This is a genomic window from Nocardia sp. NBC_00416 (assembly GCF_036032445.1).
GTDB lineage: Bacteria > Actinomycetota > Actinomycetes > Mycobacteriales > Mycobacteriaceae > Nocardia.
Genome location: NZ_CP107932.1, coordinates 2,501 through 28,845, shown reverse-complemented (window position 1 = coordinate 28,845; position 26,345 = coordinate 2,501). Strand labels below are relative to the sequence as shown.

Sequence of the window (26,345 nt, the reverse complement as noted above, 5' to 3'; positions counted from 1 at the left end):
CGCACGGGCCCGGCGCACCGGGCGCTATCGGCTCAGCGGCCGCCGAAGATCCTGCGCCACCGGCCGGCCCGCGGCCCGGTCGCCGAACCCGCCCGCCCGGTATCCGGCCTGCCGGTGGGCGCGGCAGCGGTCGCCGACCGAGCGGCCCGCCATTCCCGGACCACTTCGTCGGCGTCGACCGCAGCGAGGGGTACCGGTGGTCCGGCGGGCAGCCGCAGCCAGTCGACGATCCGCCGATTGAGGGCCGTGACCGTCGCGCGCACATCCGCTTCGGAGGTCGACTCACGCACCGTCTCCGGGAGCCGCTCCACATCGCGGCGCAACAGCAGCGAGGGTGGCAGCATGACGTCGCCGCTCACCCCTTCGCGCCGCAGATAGTCCCGTAGCCAGCCGTTTTCGTCGTGGTACGGGTGGCCCGCACCCGGAAGCGGCTTACCGGCGCCCGGCAGATTCTCGAACTCGCCACGTTCGGTGGCTTCGCGAATCTTGCGATCGACCCAGGATTCGACGTCGACTCCCGCGGGTTTGCGCTCGGACATCGCTGCTCCTCACCGACACCTGCACTCCACCGTAGCGGGCCTGTCCGGGCGCGAACACAGTCCCGGCCCGGATCCGATCAGGCCCCGTTGGTAGAGCTGCTGCGGGCGCGGCCGGAGCGGGCCCGGCGACGCTCCGCCTGCAGTTCGGCGAGTTCCTGTTCGAGGATATCGGCCACTCGGAACTGGCCGGTGTCGTAGCCGTCGGAGGAGCGCACGACATCCAAGAACTCGTCGGTCTCCTTGTCCCCGGACATCTTGCCCTTGCCGTCCGATGAGCCGTTCTTGGCTCCCTCGGCGCCGTTTCCGGTACCGCTGCCCGCGGCCGCGCGCTTGGCCTGGCCGAGGCCGGCGATCTTCTTGGTGACCGTGGCGGACGCAGGCTTGGCTACCGGGAGTTTATCGGTGGTTTCGGCGGGTTTGGACATGGCCGGATCATCGTCGAAAAGCGGCGAGTTCGCCGCCATTTCGTCCAGCAGGGAGCTGGTCCGGCCGATCAGGCCCGACGTCACCTCCGCCAAGTCCCCCGCCCGGCGTTTTCCCATATCACCGCCCTTGCTATCCGACCGGAAGGCCGAACCCGAGGAGGCGGTGGACGAGGGCTTCTTGGCTGTGGATTCCAGCGCGGCCGGTTTGGCCGGCTCCACGACCGGGCCCGAATGGGCCTCGCTCGCCGGGGTACCGAGACGCAGACTCACCCGGGGCAGGCTGTTGCGGATCTGTTCGGCCGGGTCGGGCAGCACCCTGACCTGTTCGGTCGCCCGCAGGATCGCCATCCCGTACCGGCTGCTCGCCGCATCGTGGATGAGCAGCGCGACACCGATCATCACCGGCGCGACCGCGTGCACAGCGGAGTCGTACCACTCACCGAGTCTCAGGTACGGGTAGGTGTTCAGCCCGATGGTCAGCGTGAGCAGGGCGATCTCGGCGGCGGCAGTCTGCTTCCGGTTGTTGATCACACCCCATTCGGCCACCTTGTTGGTGCCGATCATGATGATGATCAAGCAAGCACTGATCATGCCTTCCAGCAGGTAGCTGAACCAGAACAGCGGGTCGCTCGGGCCGGTGGGCGCGATGTTCTGCTGCACGTTGACGGCCGACCAGAGCATCCCGGAACCGACCACCCCGGCCAGTGCGCGCAGCGACCAGGCTCGATGCCGGTACAACGAGGCGAGCTTGGCGTGCGGGCTGGACTCCCGGCGTTGAGCGGCGATGGCTTTACGGGCGAGCAAGAGGTCGCGCATATCCGCCTTCTCGATCTGCTCGGTGGTCTGCCTCGCGCGATCGTTGTGCGAGGCGACCGATTGGATCTCCTTCCAGCGCTGCCCGCGCTCCTGTTCGCGGATCCGCTCGGCGAGTTCGCGTTCGGCGTGCAGCTCCGACTCCGACAGCGCCTCGGTGAGGGCGGGGTCGAACTGGTAGGCCAGCCGGCCGCGGGCGTGTTCGACGCGCTGGGCCAGTTGCGTGACATCGTCCTCGAGCGGCGGTTCGACAGTCATTACGGCTCCCGCCTCGGGTAATTCGATGGCAGACAAGTAGTCACGCCCGGGAACGGTACCGGGCTTTGCTCCGCGATGCATCGTCACGGTCCAAACAACCGAATTCCGTGGGCGTTCACAGGCTGTTCACGAGTTCCCGTGGCGGCGTCGCGGTTCCGTGTGGACCGGCGACGCCGACGGCCGGTTCAGAGTGCGTCGACAGTGCTCAGAACGGCTTTCACGGCGGGCACTGCCTCGGGCACCGGGGCCAGCGGATAGACATGGAAAGCCCCGGGCGCCTCGATGAAACACACTCCTGCCCCGGCACGTTCGGCGAAAAGCCGCGCGTCGGGATACAGGATGTCGTGGGTGCCGACGAAGATATCGATATCCGGCAGTCCGTCCACCGGACCGTTGATCGGGCTGAGCGCGGGCAGCCCCAGATCGTCCCCACCCGCCCAGACCCGGCCGGCCTTGAGCAGTCCGGGCCGCGCCAGCCACGGGTCCACGGCTTCCACCTGATCGATCTCCGGATTCGCCAGTCGCATATCGAGGCACGGCGCCAACAGGATCAGCCGCGCCGGGGCAGGCAGCCCGGCCGCCGGCAGCGACTGGGCCAGCAGCAACGCCAGGGTGCCGCCGGCCGAATCCCCGGCCAGGACCACCCGTCCCGCGTCCACGTCACCGAGCACCTGCCGGTAGACCGAGGTCAGAAACGGTTGCGCCGCCCGATAGGTGTACTGCGGCGCCAGCGGATAGATCGGCACCTCGACCCGGTGCCCCGCCGTGGCCAGCCGGTCGATGAACCGCCAGTGCCACCAGCTGATCTCGCGGAAGAAGCTGCCGCCGTGCACATAGATCACGACCTTGCCGGATTCCGGCGCCGTCCGGGATGCCACCGTGTAGCACGGGAAGCCGTCGACCGTACGGCTGGTGACCCGGTGCCGTCGCCACAGCCGCCCCGGCGGGGTATGGGCGCCGACGGGTTCGGCCATCGCGGCGCGGGCCTTCTCCGGGGTCGCCATCCCGCGTTTGCGCGTGACCCGCAGGAACACCGAGAGCGCCCGGGTGCGGCGACTGGCCATGAACGCCTCCTCACTCCGCACCCACAGCGGGCGCGAGACCTGGGCCGAATCGACCCGGCTCCCCGGAGCATATTCCGATGCGCCCGCCGCGGCGGGCGCTACCTTAACGCCAGATGAGATGGGACAGCCGGGCATATCGCTACCGGACACCCCCAGGCCTGTCCGCGGCGTCGGTCGGCACGGCGCGGACCTCGACGGCGACGCCGCCACCGCTCGCGCCGACGCAACGGTGGAGCGGCCCGCCGCCGGGTTTCCCCGTGCCGTACAGTTGCGTCCACTGTGCCAGCGAAATGTATTGCGCCGGAACGGGCTTCGCCGCTCCGACAAAGAACGACACCCGCCCGCGGCCGATGGTCGCCGGAGCTCACCCGCCACAGCGGCGGGTGAGCTGCCGGTTCACTTCCTCGCGCGCTTCTCCCGGACCCGCACCGAGATGCGCACCGGCGACCCGTCGAACCCGAACTCCTCGCGCAGCCGCCGCTCCAGGAACCGCCGGTACCCGGCCTCCAGGAAACCGGTGGTGAACAGCACGAACGTCGGCGGCCTGGTGGTCGCCTGGGTCGCGAACATCACGCGCGGCAACCTGCCACCGCGCATCGGCGGCGGGGTCGCGGCGACGACCTCTTTCAGCCAGGTGTTCAGCCGGCCGGTCGGAATGCGCTTGTCCCACGATTCGAGCGCGGTCTCCATCGCCGGTACCAGTTTCTGCACCGCCCGGCCGGTCTGCGCGGAGATATTGACCCGCTGGGCCCACGGCACCCGCACGAGATCGCGATCCACCTCGCGCTCGAGCTGCAGGCGCCGATCCTCGTCCACCAGATCCCATTTGTTGAACGCCAGTACCAGCGCCCGCCCGGAATCGGCCACGAGGCTGATCACCCGCAGATCCTGTTCGGTGAGAGGCTGGGAGGCGTCGATCAGCATGATCGCCACCTCGGAGGCCTCCAACGCCGATTTGGTGCGCAACGACGCGTAGTACTCGGTACCGCTGGCATTGGCGACCTTGCGCCGCAGACCGGCGGTGTCGACGAAACGCCACACCTTCTCGCCCAGTTCCACCAGCGAGTCCACCGGGTCGACGGTGGTGCCGGCGACATCGTGCACCACCGAGCGCTCGTCGCCGCTCAGCTTGTTCAGCAGGCTCGACTTGCCGACATTCGGTTTCCCGACCAGCGCCACCCGCCGCGGCCCGCCGGCGACCCCGCCGCCTTCGCGCGGGGTCTCCGGCAGCACGTCGAGCACATCGTCGAGCAGATCGCCGGTACCGCGGCCGTGGGCGGCCGAAACCATCCGCGGCTCGCCCAGCCCCAGCGACCACAGCGCGGCCGCGTCGGACTCCAGCCGCTGATCGTCGACCTTGTTGGCGACCAGGATGACCGGCGTCTTCGCCCGCCGCAGCACCTTCACGGCGGCCTCGTCGGTGGCCGTCGCGCCGACCACCGCATCGACGACCAGCACGATGGCGTCGGCGGTGTTCATCGCGAGCTCGGCCTGCCGTGCCACGGACTGCTGCAGGCCCTTGGCGTCCGGTTCCCAGCCGCCGGTGTCCTGCACCCAGAAACGCCGACCCGCCCACGTCGCCTCGTAGGAGACCCGGTCGCGGGTCACCCCCGGCACATCCTCGACCACCGCTTCACGGCGGCCGAGAATACGGTTCACCAGCGTCGACTTCCCGACATTCGGCCGGCCGACCACGGCCAGGGTGGGCATCGGCCGGTGATCGTCGGCCTCCGCATCACCCGCGAGGTCGGTGACCTCCCATTCCGATTCGTCGCTCCAAATGCCGTCTCCGGCGAGCACGTCGCTCATAGTGTCCCCGCTCATCCGGCAGCTCCCCGGCGTCGTACCGCATGGCGATCCCGCGGCCGGTCCAACTGCCGGCCGACCTCGCGATACAGCTCTTCGATGGTTTGGTCCATGGTCAGGTCGCTGGTGTCGACCTGGACCGCGTCCTCGGCTCGCCGCAGCGGCGATACCGCACGGGTCGAATCGAGGCGATCGCGGCGCTCCACGTCGGCGAGCACCCCGTCGTAGTCGTCACCGCGGCCCTCGGCGATGTTCTGCTGATTGCGCCGATGAGCGCGCGCCGGCGCGGACGCGGTCAAGTAGATCTTGGCATCGGCGTCGGGCAGCACGGTGGTGCCGATATCGCGGCCCTCGACCACGATGCGACCCGCGCTCACGGCGATCTCACGTTGCAGAGCCACCAACTGCTCGCGCACCTCGGGCACCGCCGAGACCGCCGAGACCGCCGCGGTGACCTCGGGCCCGCGGATCTCGTCACGGACGTCGTCGCCGCCGAGCTCGATCAGTTCCCGTTGCGGATCGGTACCGATCCGCAACGGCATATCGGTGACCTCCGCGACCACCGCCGCGCTGTCGGCCGGGTCGATCCCCGCCCGCAGCACCTGCAGGGTCGCGACCCGGTACATGGCGCCGGTGTCGAGGTAGCGGGCCGACAACCGGACCGCCAGCCGGCGCGAAACACTGGATTTCCCGGTACCCGAGGGCCCGTCCATCGCGACCACCAGCGACCGGTCGCGCGCCGCGTCCGCTACGACCCCCACCGGGGCTTCCACACCGTTCACAGCGACACCGCCTCGTAGAGTTTGCCGATTTCGTCGCGTCCCAGCACGCGCAGCGTGCCCGGACGTTGATCGTTCAGGATCACCGGACCGATATGGGTGCGCACGAGCCGGGTCACCGGATGCCCGACCGCGTCCAGCAGCCTGCGCACGATATGTTTACGCCCCTCGTGCAAAACCACCTTGACCAGGGAGCGTCCCCCGTCGGTCTCCAGAACCTGGAAGCTGTCCACCTCGGCCGGGCCGTCCTCGAGTTCCACACCTTCACGCAGGATCTTTCCGATCGAGCGGTGCACTTCGCCCTGGACGGTCGCCAGATAGGTCTTGGACACCTCGTAGGACGGATGCATCAGCCGGTGCGCGAGGTCACCGTCGTTGGTGAGCAGCAGCAGTCCCTCGGTGTCGGCGTCCAACCGGCCGACATGGAAGAGCCGCTGCCCGGCCGCGACCCGCTCGGCGACGATATCGCCGACACAGGGGCGGCCCAGATCGTCGGACATGGTGGACTGCCAGCCCTTGGGTTTGTTGAGTGCCAGATGGACCAACTCCGCGCGCACCACGACCCGGGTGCCGTCCACTCGCACCACGGCGTTCTCCGGGTCGATACGCAGGCCCTGCTCGCGCACGATGATGCCGTCCACCTCGACGCGACCCTGGTCGATCATCTCCTCGGCCGCCCGGCGCGATGCGACACCGGCCTTGGCCAGCACCTTCTGCAGACGTTCGCCCTCGCCCCACGGCATCTTCTCGTGGCCGGGTTCACCCTGCTCCACCACATACTGGCGGCGGGCGGGCTTGGCGTTGTTCAGCTGCGGAGAGCCGCCGCCGGAGCGCGCGGCCGGACTCTTACGGGCTGTGGCGCCGCCGCTGGGACGCCCACCGGTCCGTGCTCCGGCCGAGCCGCTCCGGCCCGCGGTGGCGGAACCCCCACGACTCCCCGCGGGCGAACCTCCACGACCTACTGGCGCAGAACCCCCACGACCCCCCGTGGCCGAACCTCCACGACCTACTGGCGCAGAACCTCCACGACTTCCCGTGGCCGAACCTCCACGACCTACTGGCGCGGAACCTCCACGACTTCCCGTGGCCGAACCTCCACGACCTACTGGCGCGGAACCCCCACGACCCCCCGTGGCCGAACCTCCACGACCTGCCGGCGCAGAACCTCCACGACTTCCCGCGGGCGAACCTCCACGGCCTACTGGCGCGGAACCCCCACGACTCCCTGCGGGCGAACCTCCACGACCTGCCGGCGCAGAACCACGACCGGTGGCCGGACGGGCGCCACGGCTGCCCGTCGGCGTGTCAGCGCTTCCGGTACGCCCGGGTCGCTGCACCTGTTCGCTGCGCGCCCCGCGCTCCGCACTGCGCGGTCCACCGGCGCGGCCGGTCCGGGGCGGCTCACTTCCGCTACGGCGGGCCTCCCCCGATCCACGGGGGGCGCCACGCCCGCGACCGGCCCGGGTGGGCTGGTCGCCGCGTTTCCTACGATCCGGTGTGCCATCTCGGCGAGCGGGTGTATTCACGATTTTCCTGTCAATCCTCGGCGCCGAGGTTCAGATCGTCCTCGGCGGGTTTGCGCAGCCTGGTGTAACGGGGATCCGTTTCCAGGCTGTCGTTGATCTCGTCGATCAGGTCGACGCCCGGCAGCAAGGGCGCCAGCGCCGGCAGATCGCTCAATGACGCCAATCCGATCCGTTCCAGGAACAGTTCGGTGGTGCCGTACAGCGTGCCGTTGGTTTCCGGGTCGGCGCCCGCCTCGGTGATCAGACCCCTGGCCAGCAGGGTGCGCATCACACCGTCGACGTTGACACCGCGCACCGCACTGACCCGTGCCCGGGTCACCGGCTGACGGTATGCCACCACCGCCAGCGTCTCCAGAGCCGCCCTGGTCAGCTTCGACCGGGCGCCGTCGAGCAACATACGCTCCACATACGGTGCGTACTCGCTGCGAGTATAGAAGCGCCACCCGTCTCCGGCGAAACGCAGATCGATTCCACTGCGCCGGGAGACCAGTTCCGCCGACATCTCCCGCAGTGTCCCCTCCACTCGCTGCGGGGACTCGTCCAGGGCCGCCGCCAGCTGCTCTACCGGCGCCGGAGTGTCCACAACGAGCAGTAGCGCCTCGAGCGCCGCCCGGAATTCGTCGTGGTCCAACGACTCGGGCGCGAATTCGGTCACAGCCTCGGTCTCACTCATGTTCTGTCCTCCGCGTACGAACACCGCCATCTACTCGGGTCGAGGTCGATCCCGCTCGTGCTGTGTGGTCCGGGCACGACCGAGACCGGCGATCGGTCGGCATACGGACGCGGAGGCCGGAGCGCAGGCGGAGGTATCGCATCATCCGTAGTCCTCTTCGATGGTCATCGGCGCGGCCGAGGCCTCCTCGTCCCCGATCCAGCGGACGGCGAGCGGGCCCAGCGGATCGGGCTGGTCGAATTCGATGGACCTGCCCCGGTACAGCTCGAGCAGCGCCAGGAATCGCGCCACGATCTGGATCGGCGCCGCGCAGTCGGCCACCAGGTCGGCGAAGGAGGTCCAAGTGCCCACGCCCCGGGCCTGGAGTCGTTCCAGCAAGAGCGTGGCATGCTCGGCCACCGACACCGTATGCGCGTGCAGATGGTCCAGGCCCACTGTCGGTATCGGCCGGGGCCGGAAGGCGGCCGCGGCGATCTCGGCCAGCTCGGCCGCATCCACACCGAGGTTGACCTCCGGCAGCAGACTCGCGAACCGCTCCTCCAGTCCGACGGCGCGCGGATAGCGGCGCAGCGCGGCCGCCTCGAGCTCCCCGAGCAGCTCGGCGACCTGCTTGAACGCCCGGTACTGCAGCAGCCGGGCGAACAGCAGATCCCGCGCCTCCAGCAGTTCCAGATCGTCGGGATCGGTCACCTCGCCCGAGGGCAGCAGACGCGCGGCCTTCAGATCCAGCAGGGTCGCGGCCACCACCAGGAACTCGGTGGTCTGGTCCAGGATCTTATCCGTGCGCAGTGAATTGCCCGGCCGGCTCAAACTCGCGGTCAGCGCCTTGGTGTAGGCGATGAACTCGTCGGTGACCTTGTGCAGCGCCACCTCCGTCACATCGAGACGGCGCTGCGAGATCAGCTGCAGCAGCAGGTCGAATGGGCCCTCGAAATTGCTCAGCCGCAGATGGAAACCGGTTTTCTCCGATGCCGTGCCCGCTTGATCCGCGGGCGGGGCGAGGGAGCTCGTCGTCGACGGTGCGGGCCGGGACGCCCCGCTCACCGACCGGACCGGTGGATGACTTCCCGTGCCATCGCCCGATACGCCTCGGCCCCACTGGATTTCGGCGCCCACGTGGTGATCGGCTCACCGGCCACGCTGGCATCCGGGAACCGGACGGTCCGCGCGATCGCGGTGTCGTACACCAGGTCCCCGAAGACCTCCACCACACGTGCCATCACCTGACGGGAGTGCAACAGCCGGGCATCGAACATGGTGACCACGATGCCGTACAGGCTCAGCCGCGGATTGAGCCGGTCCCGTACCTTCTCCACGGTGTCGTTGAGCAGCGCCAGCCCACGCAACGAGAAGTATTCGCATTCCATCGGAATGATCACACCGTCGGAGCAGGCGAGCGCGTTCACCGTGAGCAGCCCCAGCGAGGGCTGGCAATCGATGAGGATGTAGTCGTAGCGGTTGCGGATCGGTTCCAGCGCGCGTCCCAGCGACTGTTCGCGCCCGACCTCGTTCACCAGCTGGATCTCGGCCGCGGAGAGATCGATATTGCTCGGCAGCAGATCCAGATTCTCGACCTTGGTCTGCATGAGGACGTCGTCGGCGCCGATCGGAGACCCGATCAGCATGTTGTGCACGGTCTGATCCAGATCGTGGTGTGCCACACCCAGTCCCGCCGACAACGCTCCCTGCGGGTCGAGATCGACCAGCAGCACGCGGCGGCCGTACTCGGCCAGCGCCGCACCGAGATTTATGGTCGAGGTGGTCTTGCCGACCCCGCCCTTCTGGTTGCACATCGCCACGATGAGCGCATTGCCCTCGTGCGATGGATCGGGTGGATCGGGGACCATGCGCAGAGGGCGCCCGGTGGGCCCCAATGCGGCGTCGGCGGGGACGGGTTCGGGGCCCGCGCCCCACACGGACGCGGCGCGATCGTCGCTCTCAGCGCCCTTGGGCGAGTTCGCCGCTCCGGCTGTCGTCACGATCCGCTGCTCCTTATACGTTTCCTACCCGTCCGTCACCTCGTAGAGCGTAACGAGGCCGATCAAGGCACGGTCTCGCTTTCGCCACGGTCCGGCTAGACCTAGACGCTACCGGTTGACCACGCTTCAGCGCCGCGTGTAGGTACGGCGTGTTCCCCGCAAGTCCCGGACCTGCCGCTTTCGCCTGCCCCAGAGTGGCCCCGGCACCGAGACGCCACTGCCTCATCGGCCCGTATCCGGCGGAGCCCCATCGACACCCGGTACCCGCGACAGCGGCCGGTGCGGCCACCGCCGCGAGCGAATCGACGCGTCTCCGGCCACCGCCTACCCGTCCCGTCCAGTGCCACCACGGGACCGGAAGCACACTGATCCGCTTCCACCCCACCGAGATCCACGGACGCTCAACGGGCTCGCGGATGCGCGGTCGCCCACACCTCACGCAACGTCCCGATGGTGACCAGCGTGTAGACCTGGGTGGTGGTCACCGACGCGTGACCCAGGAGTTCCTGCACCACCCGCACGTCCGCGCCGCCGTCGAGCAGGTGGGTGGCGAAGGAATGCCGCAGCGTATGCGGTGACACGGTGGCCGTGATCCCCGCGTGCTCGGCGGCCCGCTGCAATACCTGCCAGGCGCTCTGCCTGGACAAACGGCCCCCGCGAATGTTCAGGAACACCGCGGCGGCGGCTCCCGGCGCCCGCCGCCCCGAGTGCGCGCGTGCCGCCAGTACCGGCCTGCCGCGCACCAGATAGGCGTCCACCGCGGCCAGTGCGGGCCGCCCGATCGGGACGATTCGCTGTTTACCGCCCTTGCCGCGGAGCACGACCGCTCGACTCTCCGGATCGAGATCGTCGAGATCGAGCCCGATGGTCTCCGAGATCCGCGCTCCGGTCGAGTACAGGAGTTCCAATAGCGCCCGGTCCCGCAGTCCGCGGGCCGCGCCCTCACCGCCCGATCCGGCTTCCGCACCCGCGGACTCCAGCAGGCGCAGCACCTGATCGATCGGCAGCGCCTTGGGCAGCCGCTGCCCCACCACCGGCGGTTTCACCGCGTGCGCGACATCCGCGCCGGTCATACCTTCGGCGGCCGCGAAACGATGCAGTCCCCGGACCGCGATCAACGCTCGTGCCACCGATCCCGGCGCCAGCGGCGAATGCTGGGCGTCCCCGGCCCGCAGCGCGACCGCGAACTCGCCGATATCGTTCTCGACGACCGATTCGAGGTCCGCGATCCCGCGCGCGTTCAGGAATTCCCGGTAGCGGGCCAGATCTCGCCGGTACGCGGACAGTGTGCTCGGCGCCGCGCCCCGTTCCACCGCGAGATGGTCCAGGAAGATATCGGCCTCCCGCACCGCGGGCCCCCGGTCAGTCCGCGGCTCGTCGCGCCGCCTGGCGACGCAACAGTGCGTCCGGCTGGCCCGGCCACGGCGCGTCGGCCGGACGCAACGGCAGATCCGCGGCCCCGGCCGCGCTCAGCGCCAACAGCCCGGCTACCGCGGTGGCGTTCACGATCGACCCCGACAGCGCCGCCCGTACGGCCTCCGCGACCGGCATCCGCACCAGCTCCAGGTCGGCCTCTTCGTGTTCGGGCGCCGGCCGCTCGGTCTCGGTGAGCCCGCGCGCCAGATACACCCGAAGCGCCTCGTCGGTGAACCCCGGCGACAATGCCACATCCACCAGTACCGACCATTCCCGCGCGGCCAGCCCGGTCTCCTCGGCGAGCTCGCGCTGCGCGGCCTGTAACGGATCCTCGCCGGCGATATCGATCAGCCCGGCCGGTAGCTCCAGCAGCCGCGCACCGAGCGGATGCCGGTACTGCCGGATCAGCACCACCCGGCCGTCGTCGTCGACGGCGGCCACCGCCACCGCCCCGTGATGCTCGACCACCTCACGTTCCGCGATCCGACCGTCCGGCATCTCGACCCGGTCCACCCGCAGCGCGAGGATCGCGCCGGAGTACACGACCCGGCTGTCGACGGTCCGGAAGGTGTGACTGCCCGGCACCGGGTCCGCGGCCGTCACGACACCCGCTCGGAGGTGCCGGCCAGCTCTTCCTCACCGGGAATATCGACCGGAAGCCGTTCGGCCAGCTTGTACCGCAGCGCGGCGGCGATGAGCTCGGCGAACAGCGGATGCGGGCGGGTCGGACGGCTCTTGAGTTCGGGATGGGCCTGGGTGCCGACGAAGAACGGGTGAATATCGGCGGGCAGTTCGACGAATTCCACCAGATGCCCGTCGGGAGAGGTGCCGCTGAACCGCAACCCGCTACTGGCGATCTTGTCGCGGTAGGCGTTGTTCACCTCGTACCGGTGCCGGTGCCGTTCGGAGACCTCGGTGGCGTGATAGGCCCGCGCCACCACCGACCCCTTCTCCAGGACCGCCGGGTAGGCGCCGAGCCGCATGGTGCCGCCCAGATCGGCTTCCCCGGCCACGGCCTGCTCCTGATCGGCCATGGTGGAGATCACCGGGTGCTCGGTCTCGGGTTCGAACTCGGCCGAGTTGGCGTCGGTGAGTCCCACCGAACGGGCCGCCTCGATGACCATGCACTGCAGTCCCAGGCACAGCCCGAGCAGCGGCAACCCGCGGGTCCGCGCGTGGTGGATCGCCCCGACCTTGCCCTCGATCCCGCGGATCCCGAACCCACCCGGGATCAGGATCGCGTCCACATCACGCAGCGCGGCCTGCGCACCGGCCGCCGTCTCGCAGTCGTCGGACTGCACCCAGCGCAGTTTCACCTTCGCCCGGTGGGCGAAGCCGCCCGCCCGCAGCGCCTCGGTGACCGACAGGTAGGCGTCGGGCAGGTCCACGTATTTGCCGACCAGCGCGACCTCCACCGTCTCCCGCGGCGCGTGCACGCGGTCCAGCAGATCACCCCAGACGGTCCAGTCGACGTCGCGGAAGGGCAGCCCGAGTTTGCGCACCACGTAGGCGTCGAGGCCCTCCCGGTGCAGCACCTTCGGGATGTCGTAGATCGACGGCGCGTCCGGTGTGGAGATGCACGCGTCGACCTCCACATCGCACATCAGCGCGATCTTGCTCTTCAGACCTGCCGGTACCTCGCGGTCACAGCGCAGGATGAGCGCGTCCGGCTGCATGCCGATACTGCGCAGCGCGGCCACCGAATGCTGGGTGGGCTTGGTCTTGAGTTCACCCGAGGGGGCCAGATACGGCACCAGCGACACGTGCAGGAAGAAGACGTTGTCGCGGCCGACATCGTGGCGGATCTGGCGAGCCGCCTCGAGGAACGGCTGGGATTCGATGTCACCGACGGTGCCGCCGATCTCGGTGATCACCACATCCGGCTCGTGCCCCTGCAGATCCGGTCCGCGCATCGCCAGGATGCGGGCCTTGATCTCGTCGGTGATATGCGGGATCACCTGGACGGTATCGCCCAGATACTCGCCGCGCCGTTCCTTGGCGATCACCGATGAGTACACCTGACCGGTGGTGACATTGGCATCCCGGGAGAGGTCCCGGTCGAGGAATCGCTCGTAGTGCCCCACGTCGAGATCGGTCTCGGCGCCGTCCTCGGTCACGAACACTTCTCCGTGCTGGAACGGATTCATGGTGCCGGGGTCGACGTTCAAATAGGGGTCGAGCTTCTGCATGGTGACCCGTAGCCCCCGCGCGGTCAGCAGCTGACCGAGACTGGAGGCGGTGAGGCCCTTACCGAGTGAAGAGGCGACGCCACCACTGACGAAGATATGTTTGGTGTCCGCCCGCGCCTGAATCCGTGTATGACCCACGGGTCTTCACGGTAACACGAAACCTGCGCGACGATCGACCGCCACCCCCGGTTAACCACCGGATCGCCGTATCCGTTTCCCATCGGCCGACGCCGAACGGCCGAACGGACCCGCACAACCATTGCCCTGCCGTCTCGGCCGCACCACCGGCCACTTCTCTCACATCTCGGGATATCCGCGCGAAGCCTGCGGTCCGATTCCGACGATTCCCCGGAAATGCTGCGCGATTGCGCGTCGACGACCCCCGGGCCGGATCGGCGAGTCGGCGAGTACCGCCCAGTGCCGTGGGCGCGGCAGTCGCGAGAACACCCCGATGTGCGCGCCGGCGTCGACGACGTAGTGCACCGGCACCTTGAACTCCACCGCCCGCCGAACCACCCGCCCGGCGGCACACAGGGGCCGCCACGACCCGGACCCGACAGTACGACCTACCCGGACCGGCCCAGCGTCTCCCGGCCCCACAACTCCGCCCGATTCCACATGTCCTGCGCCATGGTGAGCATCTCACCGCCGTGCCCGGCCGCCAGGACCGCCACGATCAGCACGACGAGCGCCGCCAGCACCAGCAATGCCACGATCGCACCGGAGACCCGGCTCCGGTACAGCGTGGCCACCGCGGTCGCGTCCATGATCGTTCCCCCGACCTTCAGCCGCGTCAGGAAGGTCGCCGGATTACTGTCCCGGCGGCCGCGGTCGAAGAACTCCTCGAGTGAGGCCGCCGCGCCCGCGGTGACGATCAGCGCCGCGCCGTGATGGTGCGCCAGCAGCAGTGCGAGATCCGCCGGTGTCCCGGATCCCGGGAAGGTGATCGCGCCGATACCCAGCTCCTTCACCCGGTCCAGCCCGTCGGCGTAACCGTCCAGCTCCGCCGGGACGATCAACTCGGCGCCGCAGGTGAGGGTTCTGACGGTGAGTTCGTCGGGGTTGGCGACGATCAGATCCAGCCGGTAGCCGGCCTGGCGTACGGCTTCCGCACCCTGTCCCACCCCGAACATGATCGGGGCGTACTCCTTGATGAACGGTTTGAGTTTCCGCAGATCCTCGACATGACCGGGACCGTCGCCCACCACGACCACCTGCCGGCCGTTCAGGTCGAGATCCGGCTCGGGCACCCCGATACCGTCCATCAGCAGCGACGATTCGGAACGGATGAATTCGAGCGCGTCACCCGCGAAGGACTCCAGATGCCCGGCCAGCCCGTTTCGCGCCTCCGACAGCCGTTCGGCGACCCCGCTCTCGTCCAGTTCGATGCACTCGACCAGCACCTCGGGGTCCTTGCGGGTGAAGCGATCGGCGTAGACGACGCCGCTCTCTATCCGCACCCGCGCCCCGTCCTTGATCCGGCCGAAGGCATCGGAGCTGACCGTGTCCAACAGCAGCACACCGCCGGCCACCAGGAGCTCGGGCCCGGGGTTGGGATAGCGGCCCGATATCGACGGCGAGGTGTTCACCACCGCGGCCACCCCGGCGGCGAGCAGCCGGTCGGCGGTGACCTGATCCAGGTCCATTTCGTCGAGGATCGCGATTTCACCTGGTCCGACCCGCGCGAGTAGTCGCCGCGTATCGCGGTCGACCCGGGCGATCCCGGTCCGGCCGGGCAGCGTATCGGAATTCTTCGACAGCAGCGCCAGCATCCTCATGCAGCGATGATCGCCGCAAACCCTCAACCTTCGATGGAGACACGCCGCATATCCGTCACCCACGGCAATCGATCAGTTACCCGGCTGCGACCGACCCGTTCTACGCGGCGCGGAAATCGGCGCCTACGCGCCGTATGCTGCCGGGCACAGCTATTCGAAGAGGAGACTCCATGGCCAGCACCACCGTCGATACCGTGATCGCCGCCCCGCGCGCGACCGTGTACCGGCTGTTCGCCGACCGCGAGAGCATCAGCCCGTTCCTGGCAGTGAACGTCACGCTCGTCAAACAGGGCACTACCGAACGAGAAGGCGTCGGCGCACAGCACAAGATCGGCGTCGGACCGGTCGGGGTGGTCGAGGAGATCACCGAACTGGTGCCGAACGAGCGGATGGAATACAAGATCGTCAAGGGCGCTCCGGTGAAAAGCCACACCGGCGTCATCACCTTCGCCGACGCGGACAACGGCACCCGGGTCTCCTACACGATGACCTCGGACCCTTCGCTCCCCGTTCCGGACAAGGTCCTCGAAGTCGGCCTCAAAGGCCTGATCAACCAGTTCATCTCGGCTGCCCGCAAAGCCGTTCGCTGACCGGCGGATCCGGGTGCGGCCGCCGACGTCGGCGGCCGCACCCGGATCCCACCGACCGCTTCGCGCGACCATCCGGTGTCCGGATCAGTACGCCGCCATCCGCTCGGCGCGCGCGGTGTTCAACAGTTCCCAGGCATGTGCGCGGCCCGTCTCGGTATCGTCGAGCCCGGCCAGCATCCGGGCGAGTTCCACGATCCGCTCGTCCTGGGTGAGCGCCCGCACTCCCGAATCCACCGTGCCCGCACCGTCATCGGATTTATTGACCACCAGATGGGTGTCGGCGAAGGCCGCCACCTGCGCCAGATGGGTCACCACGATCACCTGATGGGTGCGGGCCAGTCGCGCCAGCCGCCGTCCGATCTCGACCGCCGCCCGGCCTCCGACACCCGCGTCCACCTCGTCGAACACCATCGTCGCCCCGTGCTCGGCACCCGCCAGCACCACCTCGAGAGCCAGCATCACCCGGGAGAGCTCGCCGCCGGAGGCGCTCTTGCTCAAGGGCAGCGACTGCGCACCGGAATGCGCGGCCAGCCGGAACTCCACCTCGTCCACTCCGCCCGGCCCCGCGTGCAATTCGGTGCCGTCGATCAGCAGCGGCGCCGAATCCTGCGCCCCGGCCGGCATCGGCCGCACCTCGACGTCCAGCCGCGCCTTCCCCATGGCCAGTCCGCTCAGTTCCTCGCTCACCGCCGCCGCCAGGTCCCCCGCGGCCGCGGTCCGTGCCGCGGACAACTTCACCGCCGCGGCACGCACCCGCTCGGCGCCCGCCTCGACCTCCGCGCCCAGCGCCGCGAGCGTCTCCTCCGACACATCCAGCGAACCCAGCCGGGTCCGTGCTTCATCCGCCCAGGCGAGCACCCCGTCGATATCGGGCGCGTATTTGCGGGTCAGCGATTTCAATTCGGCCTGCCGCGACAGCATGGAATCCAGCGCCCCGGGATCGGACGGCAGATCCGACAGGTATCCGCTCAGCTCGGTGGTCAGATCCACCACCACCGCGATCGCCTCCGCAAGACGCGGCGACAGCGCGGCGAGCGCCGGGTCTTCCGCGCCCTCCACCCGGGAACGGGCCACACCCAGCGCGTCGAGCGCACCGATGCCCTCGCTGGGATTGTCGGCCGGCCCGGCCAGCGCTTCGTGCGCGGTAGCCGCCGCCTCACGCAGCGAATCCAGATCGCTGAGCCGCCGGATCTCCGCGACCAGCCGATCGTCCTCCCCCGATTCCGGCGCGACCCCGTCGATTTCGGCCAGGGACTGCGTGAGGCGTTCCGCTTCGGCCGCCATCTCCCGGCCGCGGGCAGTCCGTTCCAGCAGTGCGTTCCGGGCTTCCAGCCAGACACGACGGTGTTCGACGTAGTCCCGCAGCAGCGGCCCCACTGTCGCGTCGGCGAATTGGTCCAGGGCGTGCAACTGCTGCTCGGGCCGCTGTAATCGCAGCTGGTCGTTCTGCCCGTGCACGGTGAGCATGGGTGCGGTGAAGTCGGCCAGCACCGAAGCCGGGACACCGCGACCACCCAGATGCGCCCGCGAACGCCCGTCGCTGCCGACCGTGCGGATCGCGATCACCGTGCCGTCGTCGTCGGCGACGGCGGCCGCCGATTCCAGTACGGCCTCGGCGTCGGCGCGCGCGGCCGCGTTCACATCGTCGAGAGTGAACCGGCCCTCCACCACAGCGCGGTTCGCCCCGAGCCGGACGCGCCCGGCATCGGCGCGCGCCCCGCTCAGCAGGTGCAGGCTGGTGACCACCATCGTCTTGCCCGCTCCGGTTTCACCGGTGAGCACAGTCAGCCCTTCGTGGAATTGCGCGGTGGCCGTGGAAATAACGCCCAGTCCGTCAATTCTTATCTCTGTCAGCACGTGTGCCCTCCGTTCGCCGCCGACCCCGCCAACCCGTGACCGGCAGCTCGAACTTGCGCACCATCCGATCCGCGAACGGCGCGGAATCCAGCCGCACCCATCGCACCGGCTCGGCACCCCGGACCGCTTCGACCCGGCCGCCCCGCGGCAGTGCGAGGGTGCGCCTGCCATCCAGGAAAACTATCGCATCGTGGCCGGTGGCAACCGATTCGACCGCGATCCGCGAATCCGGGCTGGTCACCAGGGGGCGCGCGAACAGCGCGTGCGCGTTGCTCGGAATCACCAGCAGCGCTTCCAGTTCCGGCCACACCACCGGCCCGCCCGCGGAGAAAGCATACGCCGTGGATCCGGTAGGGGTCGCGACAAGAATTCCGTCACACCCGTAGGACGACACCGGGCGGCCGTCGACCTCGAGCACCACTTCCAGAACACCCATTCGGGCGGCGTTCTCGATACTGGCCTCGTTCAACGCCCAACCGTGTTCGATGACCTCGTCGTCGAGCCGGATATTGACGTCGAGGGTCATCCGCTCTTCGACGCGATAATCACGCCGCACCACTTGGGCGAGCGCCTCGTCCAGGTTCTCCGCTTCGGCCTCGGTGAGAAAGCCGATCCGCCCCAGATTGATACCGAGCACCGGCACCGTGACGTGCCGAGCCAGTTCCGCGGCGCGCAACAGGGTGCCGTCGCCACCGAGTGCCAGCACCATCTCGCAGCCCAGCGCGGCCTCCAGTTCGTGCTCGACCACCTGCACCGGGTAGCCCCCGGATTCGGTCACCGGCTCGAACCCCGAATCGAATCGAGTGCTGTAGGCCTCGTCGGCGAGGACCCGCAAACCGATTCCGGCCTCCGCGCAGATCTTCGCGACCCGATGCGCGGTCTCGCTGATCTCGGCCCGGCCGGGATGAGAGACCAGCAGTATCTCGCGCTTCCGAGGCACATCCGTCACTGTGGCCCCTCCTCGACCGCTCTACGTACCAGCGCCGCCACCTCGTCGGCGTCGTAGCGCCCCGATTCGTCGCGGCGCAGCCATAAGAAGTATTCGACATTCCCCGACGGGCCGGGCAGCGGACTGGCCACCACGCCCCGCGTGTGCAGCCCCAGGCCCGCGGCCGCGGCGGCGACCCCGCACACCGCGTCGGCGCGCAGTACCGGATCACGTACCACCCCGCCGGAGCCGACCCGGTCCTTACCGACCTCGAACTGCGGTTTCACCATCGGCAGCAGATCGGCGCCGGGCACCACGCATTGCGCCAACGCCGGCAGTACCAGCGCCAGCGCGATGAACGACAGATCGGCGACCACGATTTCGACCGGACCACCGATCTCGGCGGCGGTCAGATTGCGGACATTGGTCCGATCGTGCACCTGTACACGCTCATCGGTGCGCAATCGCCACACCAGTTGGCCGTAGCCGACATCGGCCGCCACCACTTCGCGCGCGCCACGGCTCAGCAGCACGTCGGTGAAACCACCGGTCGACGCCCCGGCATCCAGGCAGCGCCGGCCCGAGACGTCGATCCCCTGCGGTTCGAACGTCTCCAGCGCGCCCAGCAGTTTATGCGCCCCACGCGATGCCCAGGAGACCTCGTCGACCTGTTCCTTCACCAGCAACGGGGTTCCCGTCTCCACCGCCGTGGCGGGTTTGACCGCGACGGAACCGTTGATCAGCACCCGCCCGGCGCCGATCAATTCCACCGCGTGTTCCCGTGACCGCGCCAGACCACGGCGGACCAGCTCCGCGTCCACCCGCGCCCGCCTGGCCACCTCAGATCTTGTCCACCGTCGCCAGCGCCTGCACCAGCACCTCGTGTGCCTGGTCCAGGATGTGCGCACGGCGGGCCAGATCGACGCCGACAGTATCGTCCCCGGATGCTCCCGCCGCCGGCGCGGTGTCGAGTTCGGCGAGCAGTTCACGGACCTCGGCGCGAATCCGGTCCGGATCGGCGGGTTCAGCGTGCCCTGGCGCCCCGGGCAGATGTCGACCGGGCAGCGGCGCCGCGGGGCGGGCGGCGCCGGGATCGTTCGGGCGGGGAGTCGGGGTAGTCATCGTGAGGTCAACGCTATCGGATTTCCGAACGAGGCGCGCGGACCGTCAGGGCGCGGCCGGGGTGCGATCGCAGTTCCGCGCCGACCGCGGCAACCTCGATACGGCCGGGCACCGGCGGATGATTCAGCGCGTCCAAACTGTCGGCGATATACGTCGGCAGCAGTTCGTCGGGTAGACCGGCCAGTTCGTCCACAGTGCTGACACCGGTGAGCACCAGCAGCGAGTCGAGGGCCACGTGCTGCGCCCCCGCGATATCGGTATCGAGTCGATCGCCCACGACCAGCGCCGCTCGCGTGCCGGCCCGCACGAGCGCATCCTCGAGCAGTGGCGCAAACGGTTTGCCCGCCACCACAGGTTCCCGGTCCGACGCTGCCCGCAGGGCTGCCACCATCGCCCCGTTCCCCGGCGCGAGCCCGCGCTCGTTCGGCAACGTCCGGTCGGTATTGGCCGCTACCCAGAGCGCTCCCGCGCGCAGCGCGTAGGACGCCTCGGCCAGATCGGGCCACGCGGTCTGCGGTGAATGCCCTTGGACCACCGCCGCCACCGTTTCCGCCGCACGCCGTACCGGCTGCAGCCCGACCGCCTTGACCTCGGCGGCCAGGTCGTCGGTTCCGACGACCAGAACCTCCGCACCGTGTTCCAGTCGTTCGGCCAATAATCGGCTTGCCGCCTGCGCGCTGGTCACCACATCCGCCTCCGCGGCGAGATATCCGAGTTCGGCCAGATGCGCGGCCACCGAGCCGGCCGCCCGGCTCGCGTTGTTGGTGACGTACACCAGGTGCTGCCCTCCGCCCGCCAGCGCAGCGGGCGCACCCTCGATCACCGCGGGCCCGCGGTACAGGGTCCCGTCCAGATCCAGCAGCAGCGCCTCGTACCGATCCCTCAACCGTGGCATCCCACTCGATTCCCGCACATCCGGACCCTACGTCCTACCCCCGACGCCCCGAACACCCACTCACCACCGCGCCACACGGCCACACGGCCACACGGCCACACGGCCACACGGCCACACGGCCACACGGCCACACGGCCACACGGCCACACGGCCACACGGCCACACGGCCACACGGCCACACGGCCACACGGCCACACGGCCACACGGCCACACGGCCACACGGCCACACGGCCACACGGCCACACGGCCACACGGCCACACGGCCACACGGCCACACGGCCACACGGAGGATGATCCGGGAGCCGTCGGGCGACTCGTCGCAGTTCGGCGATGAATTCCGGTGGCGCGGGGCGTCCGAATTCTTCGGAACCGCATCGCACCGACACGGTCGCACGCCTCAGGGAGGAAACCTATGCCAGCCGACCCCACCGACCGGGCAACAGAACCCCGACTGCTCGAGGTCGCCGAAACGACCACCGCAGTCGTCCGCGGGAACGTGGCCCCGGCGGAAACGATCGCCTTCTTCGACACCTCGTTCGGTCTCTTGCCGTCGGCGATCGCCGCACAGAATGCCCTCATCACCGGGCCGGCGCTGTCCCGCTACGGAATCACGCAAGGACCGTCCACGGAGCTCGAGGTCGGCTTCCCGGTCGACCGCCGGATCAGTCCCGACGGAGTCGTCGTCCCCGGTCGGCTCCCGGCCGGCCGGATCGCCCGGGTGGTGCACCACGGCAGCTTCGACGCGCTCGGCTCCAGCTGGGAGCGGTTGCGTGCTTGGATCACCGACCGAGGTCTCGGTCCTGCGACGGAACGCTGGGAGGTCTACCTCACCGAGCCGAACCCGCAGATGGACCCGGCCGATCTGCGCACCGAACTCAACTGGGTGATTTCGCCGGCCTGACCGGCCGTCACGCCTCTCCGGTCAGCTCCGCCGCCCGCTCCTCGGCATCGGTCTCACCGTCGAGATCCGCAGCGGCCGCGTTGAAGAACCAGGTCAGCCCCTCATCGGTTCGGCCGGCCGCGACCAGGGCGTCCGCGTACGCGTAGAACAGCCGCGCCGGACCTGAACCGGTCCGTGCCGGATCGAGGTCGGAGGTCTGCAGGGTGACCACCGCCTGGTCGAATTGGCCCAGGTCCATCCGCGCACCCGCGACCACGATCCGGAGTTCGATCGCTTCGTCGCCGGTCAGCGCCCGGCCCTCGTCGCTGCGGCCGAGTTCGATGGCGCGCTCCGGTCGGCCGAGGCCGCGTTCGCAGTCCGCCATCACCGCCAGCAGTCCGGTACCACCGGCCATCCGCCGAGCGGCACGCAACTCCGACAGCGCCTCGGCCCATTCACCGGCGTGATAGGCGACTACTCCGGCGGTTTCCCGGACGACGGCGATCCGTCCTGCCCGCTGCCGGGCGGCCCGGGCGTGCGCAAGCGCCAATTGGGGATCATCGTCGAGCATCTGCACAGCCATCGCCAGATGCCTGGCCACGGTTTCCGCGTTGCCCTTGTCCAGGCTCAGCAGATCCCGCCTGATCGAGGTGTCCAGGTCACCGGCCTGGACTTCTTCGGGAAGGTCGGGCTCTTCAGGACGCGGCGGACGACGATCGACACCGCGGCCGCCGCCCTCCCCGCCGCGGCGCCGGGGACCGCCGGGACCGGCATCCTCGCCGCCGCGCTGGTATCCGCCTGATCCGTTGCCGGTTCCCGGGCCGCTGTGCTCCCGGCGCGGTCGATCGGATCCACGGTCGCCCCGGTCGTTCCCACCGCGTGGACCGAATCGCCGCTCATCCGTTGCGCCTCGCCCTTCCGCGCGCGCCCCGGCGGCGCCGCGGAATCCACGGCCCCGCTCCGGGTCGTCGGAAGCAGAACGGTTCTGTGGACGGAAATCACCACGCTCACGAGTTCCGTGCTCACGCTTGTCACCGTCCGCGCGGGACTGCGGCCGAGGGCCACGCGGACGGTTCTCGTCCCAGCTCCGCCGCGATGTGTCGGCGCCGCGACCGCCGGACCGCTCACCCCCGCGGTCACGTTCGGTGGAAGATCCCCCACGTTCTGGACGGCCACCCGTATCGGGCCGGGGACCGCGCGTCTTGTCGCCGCCGAAACCGCCGCCGCTTCCCGTCCGGCCGCGGGTATCACCACGATCCGACTCCCGGCCCCGCTGCGAATCTCCGCGCTTCTCGTCATCACGGCGGAAGCCGCCCCGGCCGCCCGCGCGGCCGGGATCGCGGTCGCCGGCGGATTCACCGGAAACGCGCCTGTCGTCCCCGGTGGCGTCGCCTCGACGGAAACCGGCATTCGGTCCGGAAGAATTGCGCCGGAACGGTTTCCGGCCATTGTTCTGTTCCGGCACGGCGGATCCCTCTCTCAGTGACACGGCTGGTCGACACGACTGCATCGATCGGGTGTGAACTTCTGCTCACAGCAAGTTTACGGGCCGCGGACCCGCGTCAGAAAATCCGACCGGACGAGGCGGGGTATCGGGCGATCGATCCCAACCGAAAAAATGAATTCTGGTCGAGAAACGCCGATAGGGGACCCAGATTCTGGGTCCCCTATCGCGAAAGTATGTTCCGGCGGTGTCCTACTCTCCCACACCCTGTCGAGTGCAGTACCATCGGCGCTGGCAGGCTTAGCTTCCGGGTTCGGAATGGGACCGGGCGTTTCCCTGCCGCTATAACCGCCGTAACTCTATGAAACTATCCACACACCCCAACCCCACCCTCACACATCACGGTCTCGATGACCACGAAAAACGTGTGAACGTGTAGTTCGGGTGTCTGTGTGTTGTTTCAGACACCGCACAGTGGACGCGTAGCAATCTTTGTTGGTAAGCCCTCGGCCTATTAGTACCGGTCACCTCCACGCATTACTGCGCTTCCAGTTCCGGCCTATCAACCCCATGGTCTGTAGGGGGCCTTAACCACTCAAGGTGGTGGGAAACCTCATCTTGGAACAGGCTTCCCGCTTAGATGCTTTCAGCGGTTATCCCTTCCGAACGTAGCCAACCAGCCGTGCCCCTGGCGGGACAACTGGCACACCAGAGGTTCGTCCGTCCCGGTCCTCTCGTACTAGGGACAGCCTTCCTCAAGTTTCCAACGCGCGCGGCGGATAGAGACCGAACTGTCTCACGACGTTCTAAACCCAGCTCGCGTGCCGCTTTAATGGGCGAACAGCCCAACCCTTGGGACCTACTCCAGCCCCAGGATGCGACGAGCCGACATCGAGGTGCCAAACCATCCCGTCGATATGGACTCTTGGGGAAGATCAGCCTGTTATCCCCGGGGTACCTTTTATCCGTTGAGCGACACCGCTTCCACTTGCCGGTGCCGGATCACTAGTCCCGACTTTCGTCCCTGCTCGACCTGTCAGTCTCACAGTCAAGCTCCCTTGTGCACTTGCACTCAACACCTGATTGCCAACCAGGCTGAGGGAACCTTTGGGCGCCTCCGTTACATTTTGGGAGGCAACCGCCCCAGTTAAACTACCCACCAGGCACTGTCCCTGAACCAGATCATGGTCCGAGGTTAGAGGTCCAATACGATCAGAGTGGTATTTCAAGGACGACTCACCGAGCACTGGCGTGCCCGTTTCACAGTCTCCCACCTATCCTACACAAACCGTACCGAACACCAATACCAAGCTATAGTGAAGGTCCCGGGGTCTTTTCGTCCTGCCGCGCGTAACGAGCATCTTTACTCGTAATGCAATTTCGCCGAGTCTGTGGTCGAGACAGCAGAGAAGTCGTTACGCCATTCGTGCAGGTCGGAACTTACCCGACAAGGAATTTCGCTACCTTAGGATGGTTATAGTTACCACCGCCGTTTACCGGGGCTTAAATTCTCAGCTTCGCGCCGAAGCGCTAACCGGTCCTCTTAACCTTCCGGCACCGGGCAGGCGTCAGTCCGTATACATCGTCTTACGACTTCGCACGGACCTGTGTTTTTAGTAAACAGTCGCTTCTCTCTGGTCTCTGCGGCCACACCCAGCTCCCACCGTAAAGGCGTTCACCGGACATGGCCCCCTTCTCCCGAAGTTACGGGGGCATTTTGCCGAGTTCCTTGACCACAGTTCTCTCGATCGCCTTAGTATTCTCTACCTGACCACCTGTGTCGGTTTGGGGTACGGGCCGTGTATCAACTCACTAGAGGCTTTTCTCGGCAGCATAGGATCACTGAATTCGCCTCAATCGGCTACGCATCACCTCTCAGGCTATATGCAACACGGATTTGCCTATGTTGCGCCCTACAGGCTTACACCAGTACAACCACTGACTGGCCCAGCTACCTTCCTGCGTCACCCCATCGCTTGACTACTACAGCCAGGGTCGTGTGCATCGCCATCCGGCCTCCCGAAGGAGGTCCATCCGGTCCTGGACACTTAGCACAACTGCCTCGCCATTGGGCGCGGATACACGGGTACGGGAATATCAACCCGTTGTCCATCGACTACGCCTGTCGGCCTCGCCTTAGGTCCCGACTAACCCTGGGCGGATTAACCTGGCCCAGGAACCCTTGGTCATTCGGCGGACGAGTTTCTCACTCGTCTTTCGCTACTCATGCCTGCATTCTCACTCGCGCAGCCTCCACAACTAGGTCACCCCGCTGCTTCCCTGGCTACACGACGCTCCCCTACCCAGCCACACCACTGCACACCGAACCGTAGTCCGATGCGGATGTATTGTGTGACTGCCGCGGCTTCGGCGGTGTACTTGAGCCCCGCTACATTGTCGGCGCAGGATCACTCGACCAGTGAGCTATTACGCACTCTTTCAAGGGTGGCTGCTTCTAAGCCAACCTCCTGGCTGTCTGCGCAATCCCACATCCTTTTCCACTTAGTACACGCTTAGGGGCCTTAGCCGGCGATCTGGGCTGTTTCCCTCTCGACTACGAAGCTTATCCCCCGCAGTCTCACTGCCGCGCTCTCACTCACCGGCATTCGGAGTTTGGCTGATTTCGGTAAGCTTGTGGGCCCCCTAGACCATCCAGTAGCTCTACCTCCGGTGAGAAACACGCGACGCTGCACCTAAATGCATTTCGGGGAGAACCAGCTATCACGGAGTTTGATTGGCCTTTCACCCCTACCCACAGCTCATCCCCTCAGTTTTCAACCTAAGTGGGTTCGGGCCTCCACGACGTCTTACCGTCGCTTCACCCTGGCCATGGGTAGATCACTCCGCTTCGGGTCTAGAACACGCGACTCAAACGCCCTATTCGGACTCGCTTTCGCTACGGCTACCCCACACGGGTTAACCTCGCCACATGCCACTAACTCGCAGGCTCATTCTTCAAAAGGCACGCCATCACCCCCAGCAGCAAGCTGCTCGAAGGCTCTAACGGATTGTAAGCGCACGGTTTCAGGTACTATTTCACTCCCCTCCCGGGGTACTTTTCACCTTTCCCTCACGGTACTAGTCCGCTATCGGTCACCAGGGAGTATTCAGGCTTACCGGGTGGTCCCGGCAGATTCACAGCAGATTTCACGGGCCCGCTGCTACTCGGGTACTCACTACAACAGAGAACATGTTTTCGCCTACCGGACTCTCACCGTCTACGGTTGGCCGTCCCAGACCAATTCAGCTAACACGCACTTTTCTGACTGTTGCTCGCCACGGCAGTGACAAGAAAATGAGCCCCACAACCCCAATCGGACAACGCCTGCCGGCTATCACATCCAACTGGTTTAGCCTCATCCGCTTTCGCTCGCCACTACTCAC

The 26,345-nt window shown here is 67.8% G+C and carries 21 protein-coding genes, 2 rRNA genes and 1 pseudogene (1 of these 24 cut by a window edge); 2 read left to right on the top strand and 22 right to left on the bottom strand.

The features are described 5' to 3' along the window. Positions 1 to 32: 32 nt before the first annotated feature. The 14 genes from OG804_RS00125 to steA form a co-directional block, all read right to left on the bottom strand. Positions 33 to 539 (bottom strand): J-domain-containing protein, encoded by a 507-nt coding sequence (locus OG804_RS00125; RefSeq protein WP_328392536.1) that lies wholly within the window; start codon positions 537 to 539, stop codon positions 33 to 35. Positions 540 to 616: 77 nt separating this feature from the next. Further along, positions 617 to 2,035, bottom strand: a complete 1,419-nt coding sequence (locus OG804_RS00120; protein ID WP_328392534.1) for a hypothetical protein — start codon at positions 2,033 to 2,035, stop codon at positions 617 to 619. A 185-nt stretch (positions 2,036 to 2,220) separates the two neighbouring features. Next, positions 2,221 to 3,099: an alpha/beta hydrolase gene (locus OG804_RS00115; protein ID WP_328392532.1), complete on the bottom strand. Its 879-nt coding sequence runs from the start codon at positions 3,097 to 3,099 to the stop codon at positions 2,221 to 2,223. Positions 3,100 to 3,495: 396 nt separating this feature from the next. Then, positions 3,496 to 4,923, bottom strand: a complete 1,428-nt coding sequence (gene der / locus OG804_RS00110; RefSeq protein WP_328392530.1) for a ribosome biogenesis GTPase Der — start codon at positions 4,921 to 4,923, stop codon at positions 3,496 to 3,498. After that, the gene (cmk, locus tag OG804_RS00105) at positions 4,920 to 5,618 is read right to left on the bottom strand and encodes a (d)CMP kinase (RefSeq protein ID WP_328398166.1); all 699 of its coding nucleotides are present in this window, start codon (positions 5,616 to 5,618) and stop codon (positions 4,920 to 4,922) included. The genes der and cmk overlap by 4 nt, the downstream gene beginning before the upstream one ends. Before the next feature lie 65 nt (positions 5,619 to 5,683). Beyond that, complete coding sequence (locus OG804_RS00100) at positions 5,684 to 7,021, bottom strand: pseudouridine synthase (RefSeq protein ID WP_442941701.1); 1,338 nt, start codon at positions 7,019 to 7,021, stop codon at positions 5,684 to 5,686. 199 nt (positions 7,022 to 7,220) lie between these two features. Further along, positions 7,221 to 7,883 carry an SMC-Scp complex subunit ScpB gene (scpB, locus tag OG804_RS00095; RefSeq protein WP_328392528.1) on the bottom strand — a complete coding sequence of 221 codons (663 nt, stop codon included), beginning with the start codon at positions 7,881 to 7,883 and terminating at the stop codon, positions 7,221 to 7,223. 141 nt (positions 7,884 to 8,024) lie between these two features. Beyond that, complete coding sequence (locus tag OG804_RS00090) at positions 8,025 to 8,927, bottom strand: segregation and condensation protein A (protein ID WP_442941700.1); 903 nt, start codon at positions 8,925 to 8,927, stop codon at positions 8,025 to 8,027. Next, complete coding sequence (locus OG804_RS00085) at positions 8,924 to 9,730, bottom strand: ParA family protein (protein ID WP_328398162.1); 807 nt, start codon at positions 9,728 to 9,730, stop codon at positions 8,924 to 8,926. Before OG804_RS00085 ends, OG804_RS00090 begins: the two co-directional genes overlap by 4 nt. Positions 9,731 to 10,263: 533 nt before the next feature. Then, positions 10,264 to 11,211 (bottom strand): site-specific tyrosine recombinase XerD, encoded by a 948-nt coding sequence (locus OG804_RS00080; RefSeq protein ID WP_328392526.1) that lies wholly within the window; start codon positions 11,209 to 11,211, stop codon positions 10,264 to 10,266. A gap of 13 nt (positions 11,212 to 11,224) precedes the next feature. Then, entirely contained in the window at positions 11,225 to 11,881 is a 657-nt protein-coding gene (locus tag OG804_RS00075; protein WP_442941699.1) for an NUDIX domain-containing protein, read from the bottom strand. After that, positions 11,878 to 13,605 carry a CTP synthase gene (locus OG804_RS00070; protein WP_328392524.1) on the bottom strand — a complete coding sequence of 576 codons (1,728 nt, stop codon included), beginning with the start codon at positions 13,603 to 13,605 and terminating at the stop codon, positions 11,878 to 11,880. Before OG804_RS00070 ends, OG804_RS00075 begins: the two co-directional genes overlap by 4 nt. 159 nt (positions 13,606 to 13,764) lie before the next feature. Next, entirely contained in the window at positions 13,765 to 13,968 is a 204-nt protein-coding gene (locus OG804_RS00065; RefSeq protein ID WP_328392522.1) for a hypothetical protein, read from the bottom strand. Between the two features lie 65 nt (positions 13,969 to 14,033). Further along, positions 14,034 to 15,245 (bottom strand): putative cytokinetic ring protein SteA, encoded by a 1,212-nt coding sequence (gene steA / locus OG804_RS00060; RefSeq protein ID WP_328392520.1) that lies wholly within the window; start codon positions 15,243 to 15,245, stop codon positions 14,034 to 14,036. Between the two features lie 170 nt (positions 15,246 to 15,415). Between steA and OG804_RS00055 the strand changes: the two genes are divergently transcribed. Then, complete coding sequence (locus OG804_RS00055) at positions 15,416 to 15,835, top strand: SRPBCC family protein (RefSeq protein ID WP_328392517.1); 420 nt, start codon at positions 15,416 to 15,418, stop codon at positions 15,833 to 15,835. An 84-nt stretch (positions 15,836 to 15,919) separates the two neighbouring features. Here OG804_RS00055 and recN read toward each other — a convergent pair whose 3' ends face one another. From recN to OG804_RS00030, 5 genes are read right to left on the bottom strand one after another with little or no spacing between them, the layout of a single operon-like run. Then, complete coding sequence (gene recN / locus OG804_RS00050; protein ID WP_328392515.1) at positions 15,920 to 17,692, bottom strand: DNA repair protein RecN; 1,773 nt, start codon at positions 17,690 to 17,692, stop codon at positions 15,920 to 15,922. Next, positions 17,670 to 18,641 carry an NAD kinase gene (locus tag OG804_RS00045; RefSeq protein WP_328392513.1) on the bottom strand — a complete coding sequence of 324 codons (972 nt, stop codon included), beginning with the start codon at positions 18,639 to 18,641 and terminating at the stop codon, positions 17,670 to 17,672. Before OG804_RS00045 ends, recN begins: the two co-directional genes overlap by 23 nt. After that, positions 18,638 to 19,459, bottom strand: coding sequence for a TlyA family RNA methyltransferase (locus tag OG804_RS00040; protein ID WP_328392511.1), 822 nt, complete (start codon positions 19,457 to 19,459; stop codon positions 18,638 to 18,640). The genes OG804_RS00045 and OG804_RS00040 overlap by 4 nt, the downstream gene beginning before the upstream one ends. Position 19,460: 1 nt before the next feature. Then, on the bottom strand, positions 19,461 to 19,742 hold the full coding sequence (locus OG804_RS00035) for a hypothetical protein (RefSeq protein WP_328392509.1): 282 nt from the start codon (positions 19,740 to 19,742) through the stop codon (positions 19,461 to 19,463). Between the two features lie 13 nt (positions 19,743 to 19,755). After that, positions 19,756 to 20,637, bottom strand: coding sequence for an HAD-IIA family hydrolase (locus OG804_RS00030; RefSeq protein ID WP_328398158.1), 882 nt, complete (start codon positions 20,635 to 20,637; stop codon positions 19,756 to 19,758). Between the two features lie 412 nt (positions 20,638 to 21,049). Between OG804_RS00030 and OG804_RS00025 the strand changes: the two genes are divergently transcribed. Continuing rightward, positions 21,050 to 21,538: a GyrI-like domain-containing protein gene (locus OG804_RS00025; protein WP_328392507.1), complete on the top strand. Its 489-nt coding sequence runs from the start codon at positions 21,050 to 21,052 to the stop codon at positions 21,536 to 21,538. Between the two features lie 7 nt (positions 21,539 to 21,545). Here OG804_RS00025 and OG804_RS00020 read toward each other — a convergent pair. The 3 genes and pseudogenes from OG804_RS00020 to OG804_RS00010 form a co-directional block, all read right to left on the bottom strand. Continuing rightward, positions 21,546 to 22,499 (bottom strand): annotated as a pseudogene (locus OG804_RS00020) (hypothetical protein); the annotation flags it as partial. Positions 22,500 to 23,200: 701 nt separating this feature from the next. Further along, positions 23,201 to 23,317: ribosomal RNA gene (rrf, locus tag OG804_RS00015) — 5S ribosomal RNA — on the bottom strand. A gap of 138 nt (positions 23,318 to 23,455) precedes the next feature. After that, positions 23,456 to 26,345 (bottom strand): 23S ribosomal RNA (locus tag OG804_RS00010) (it continues 241 nt past the right edge of the window).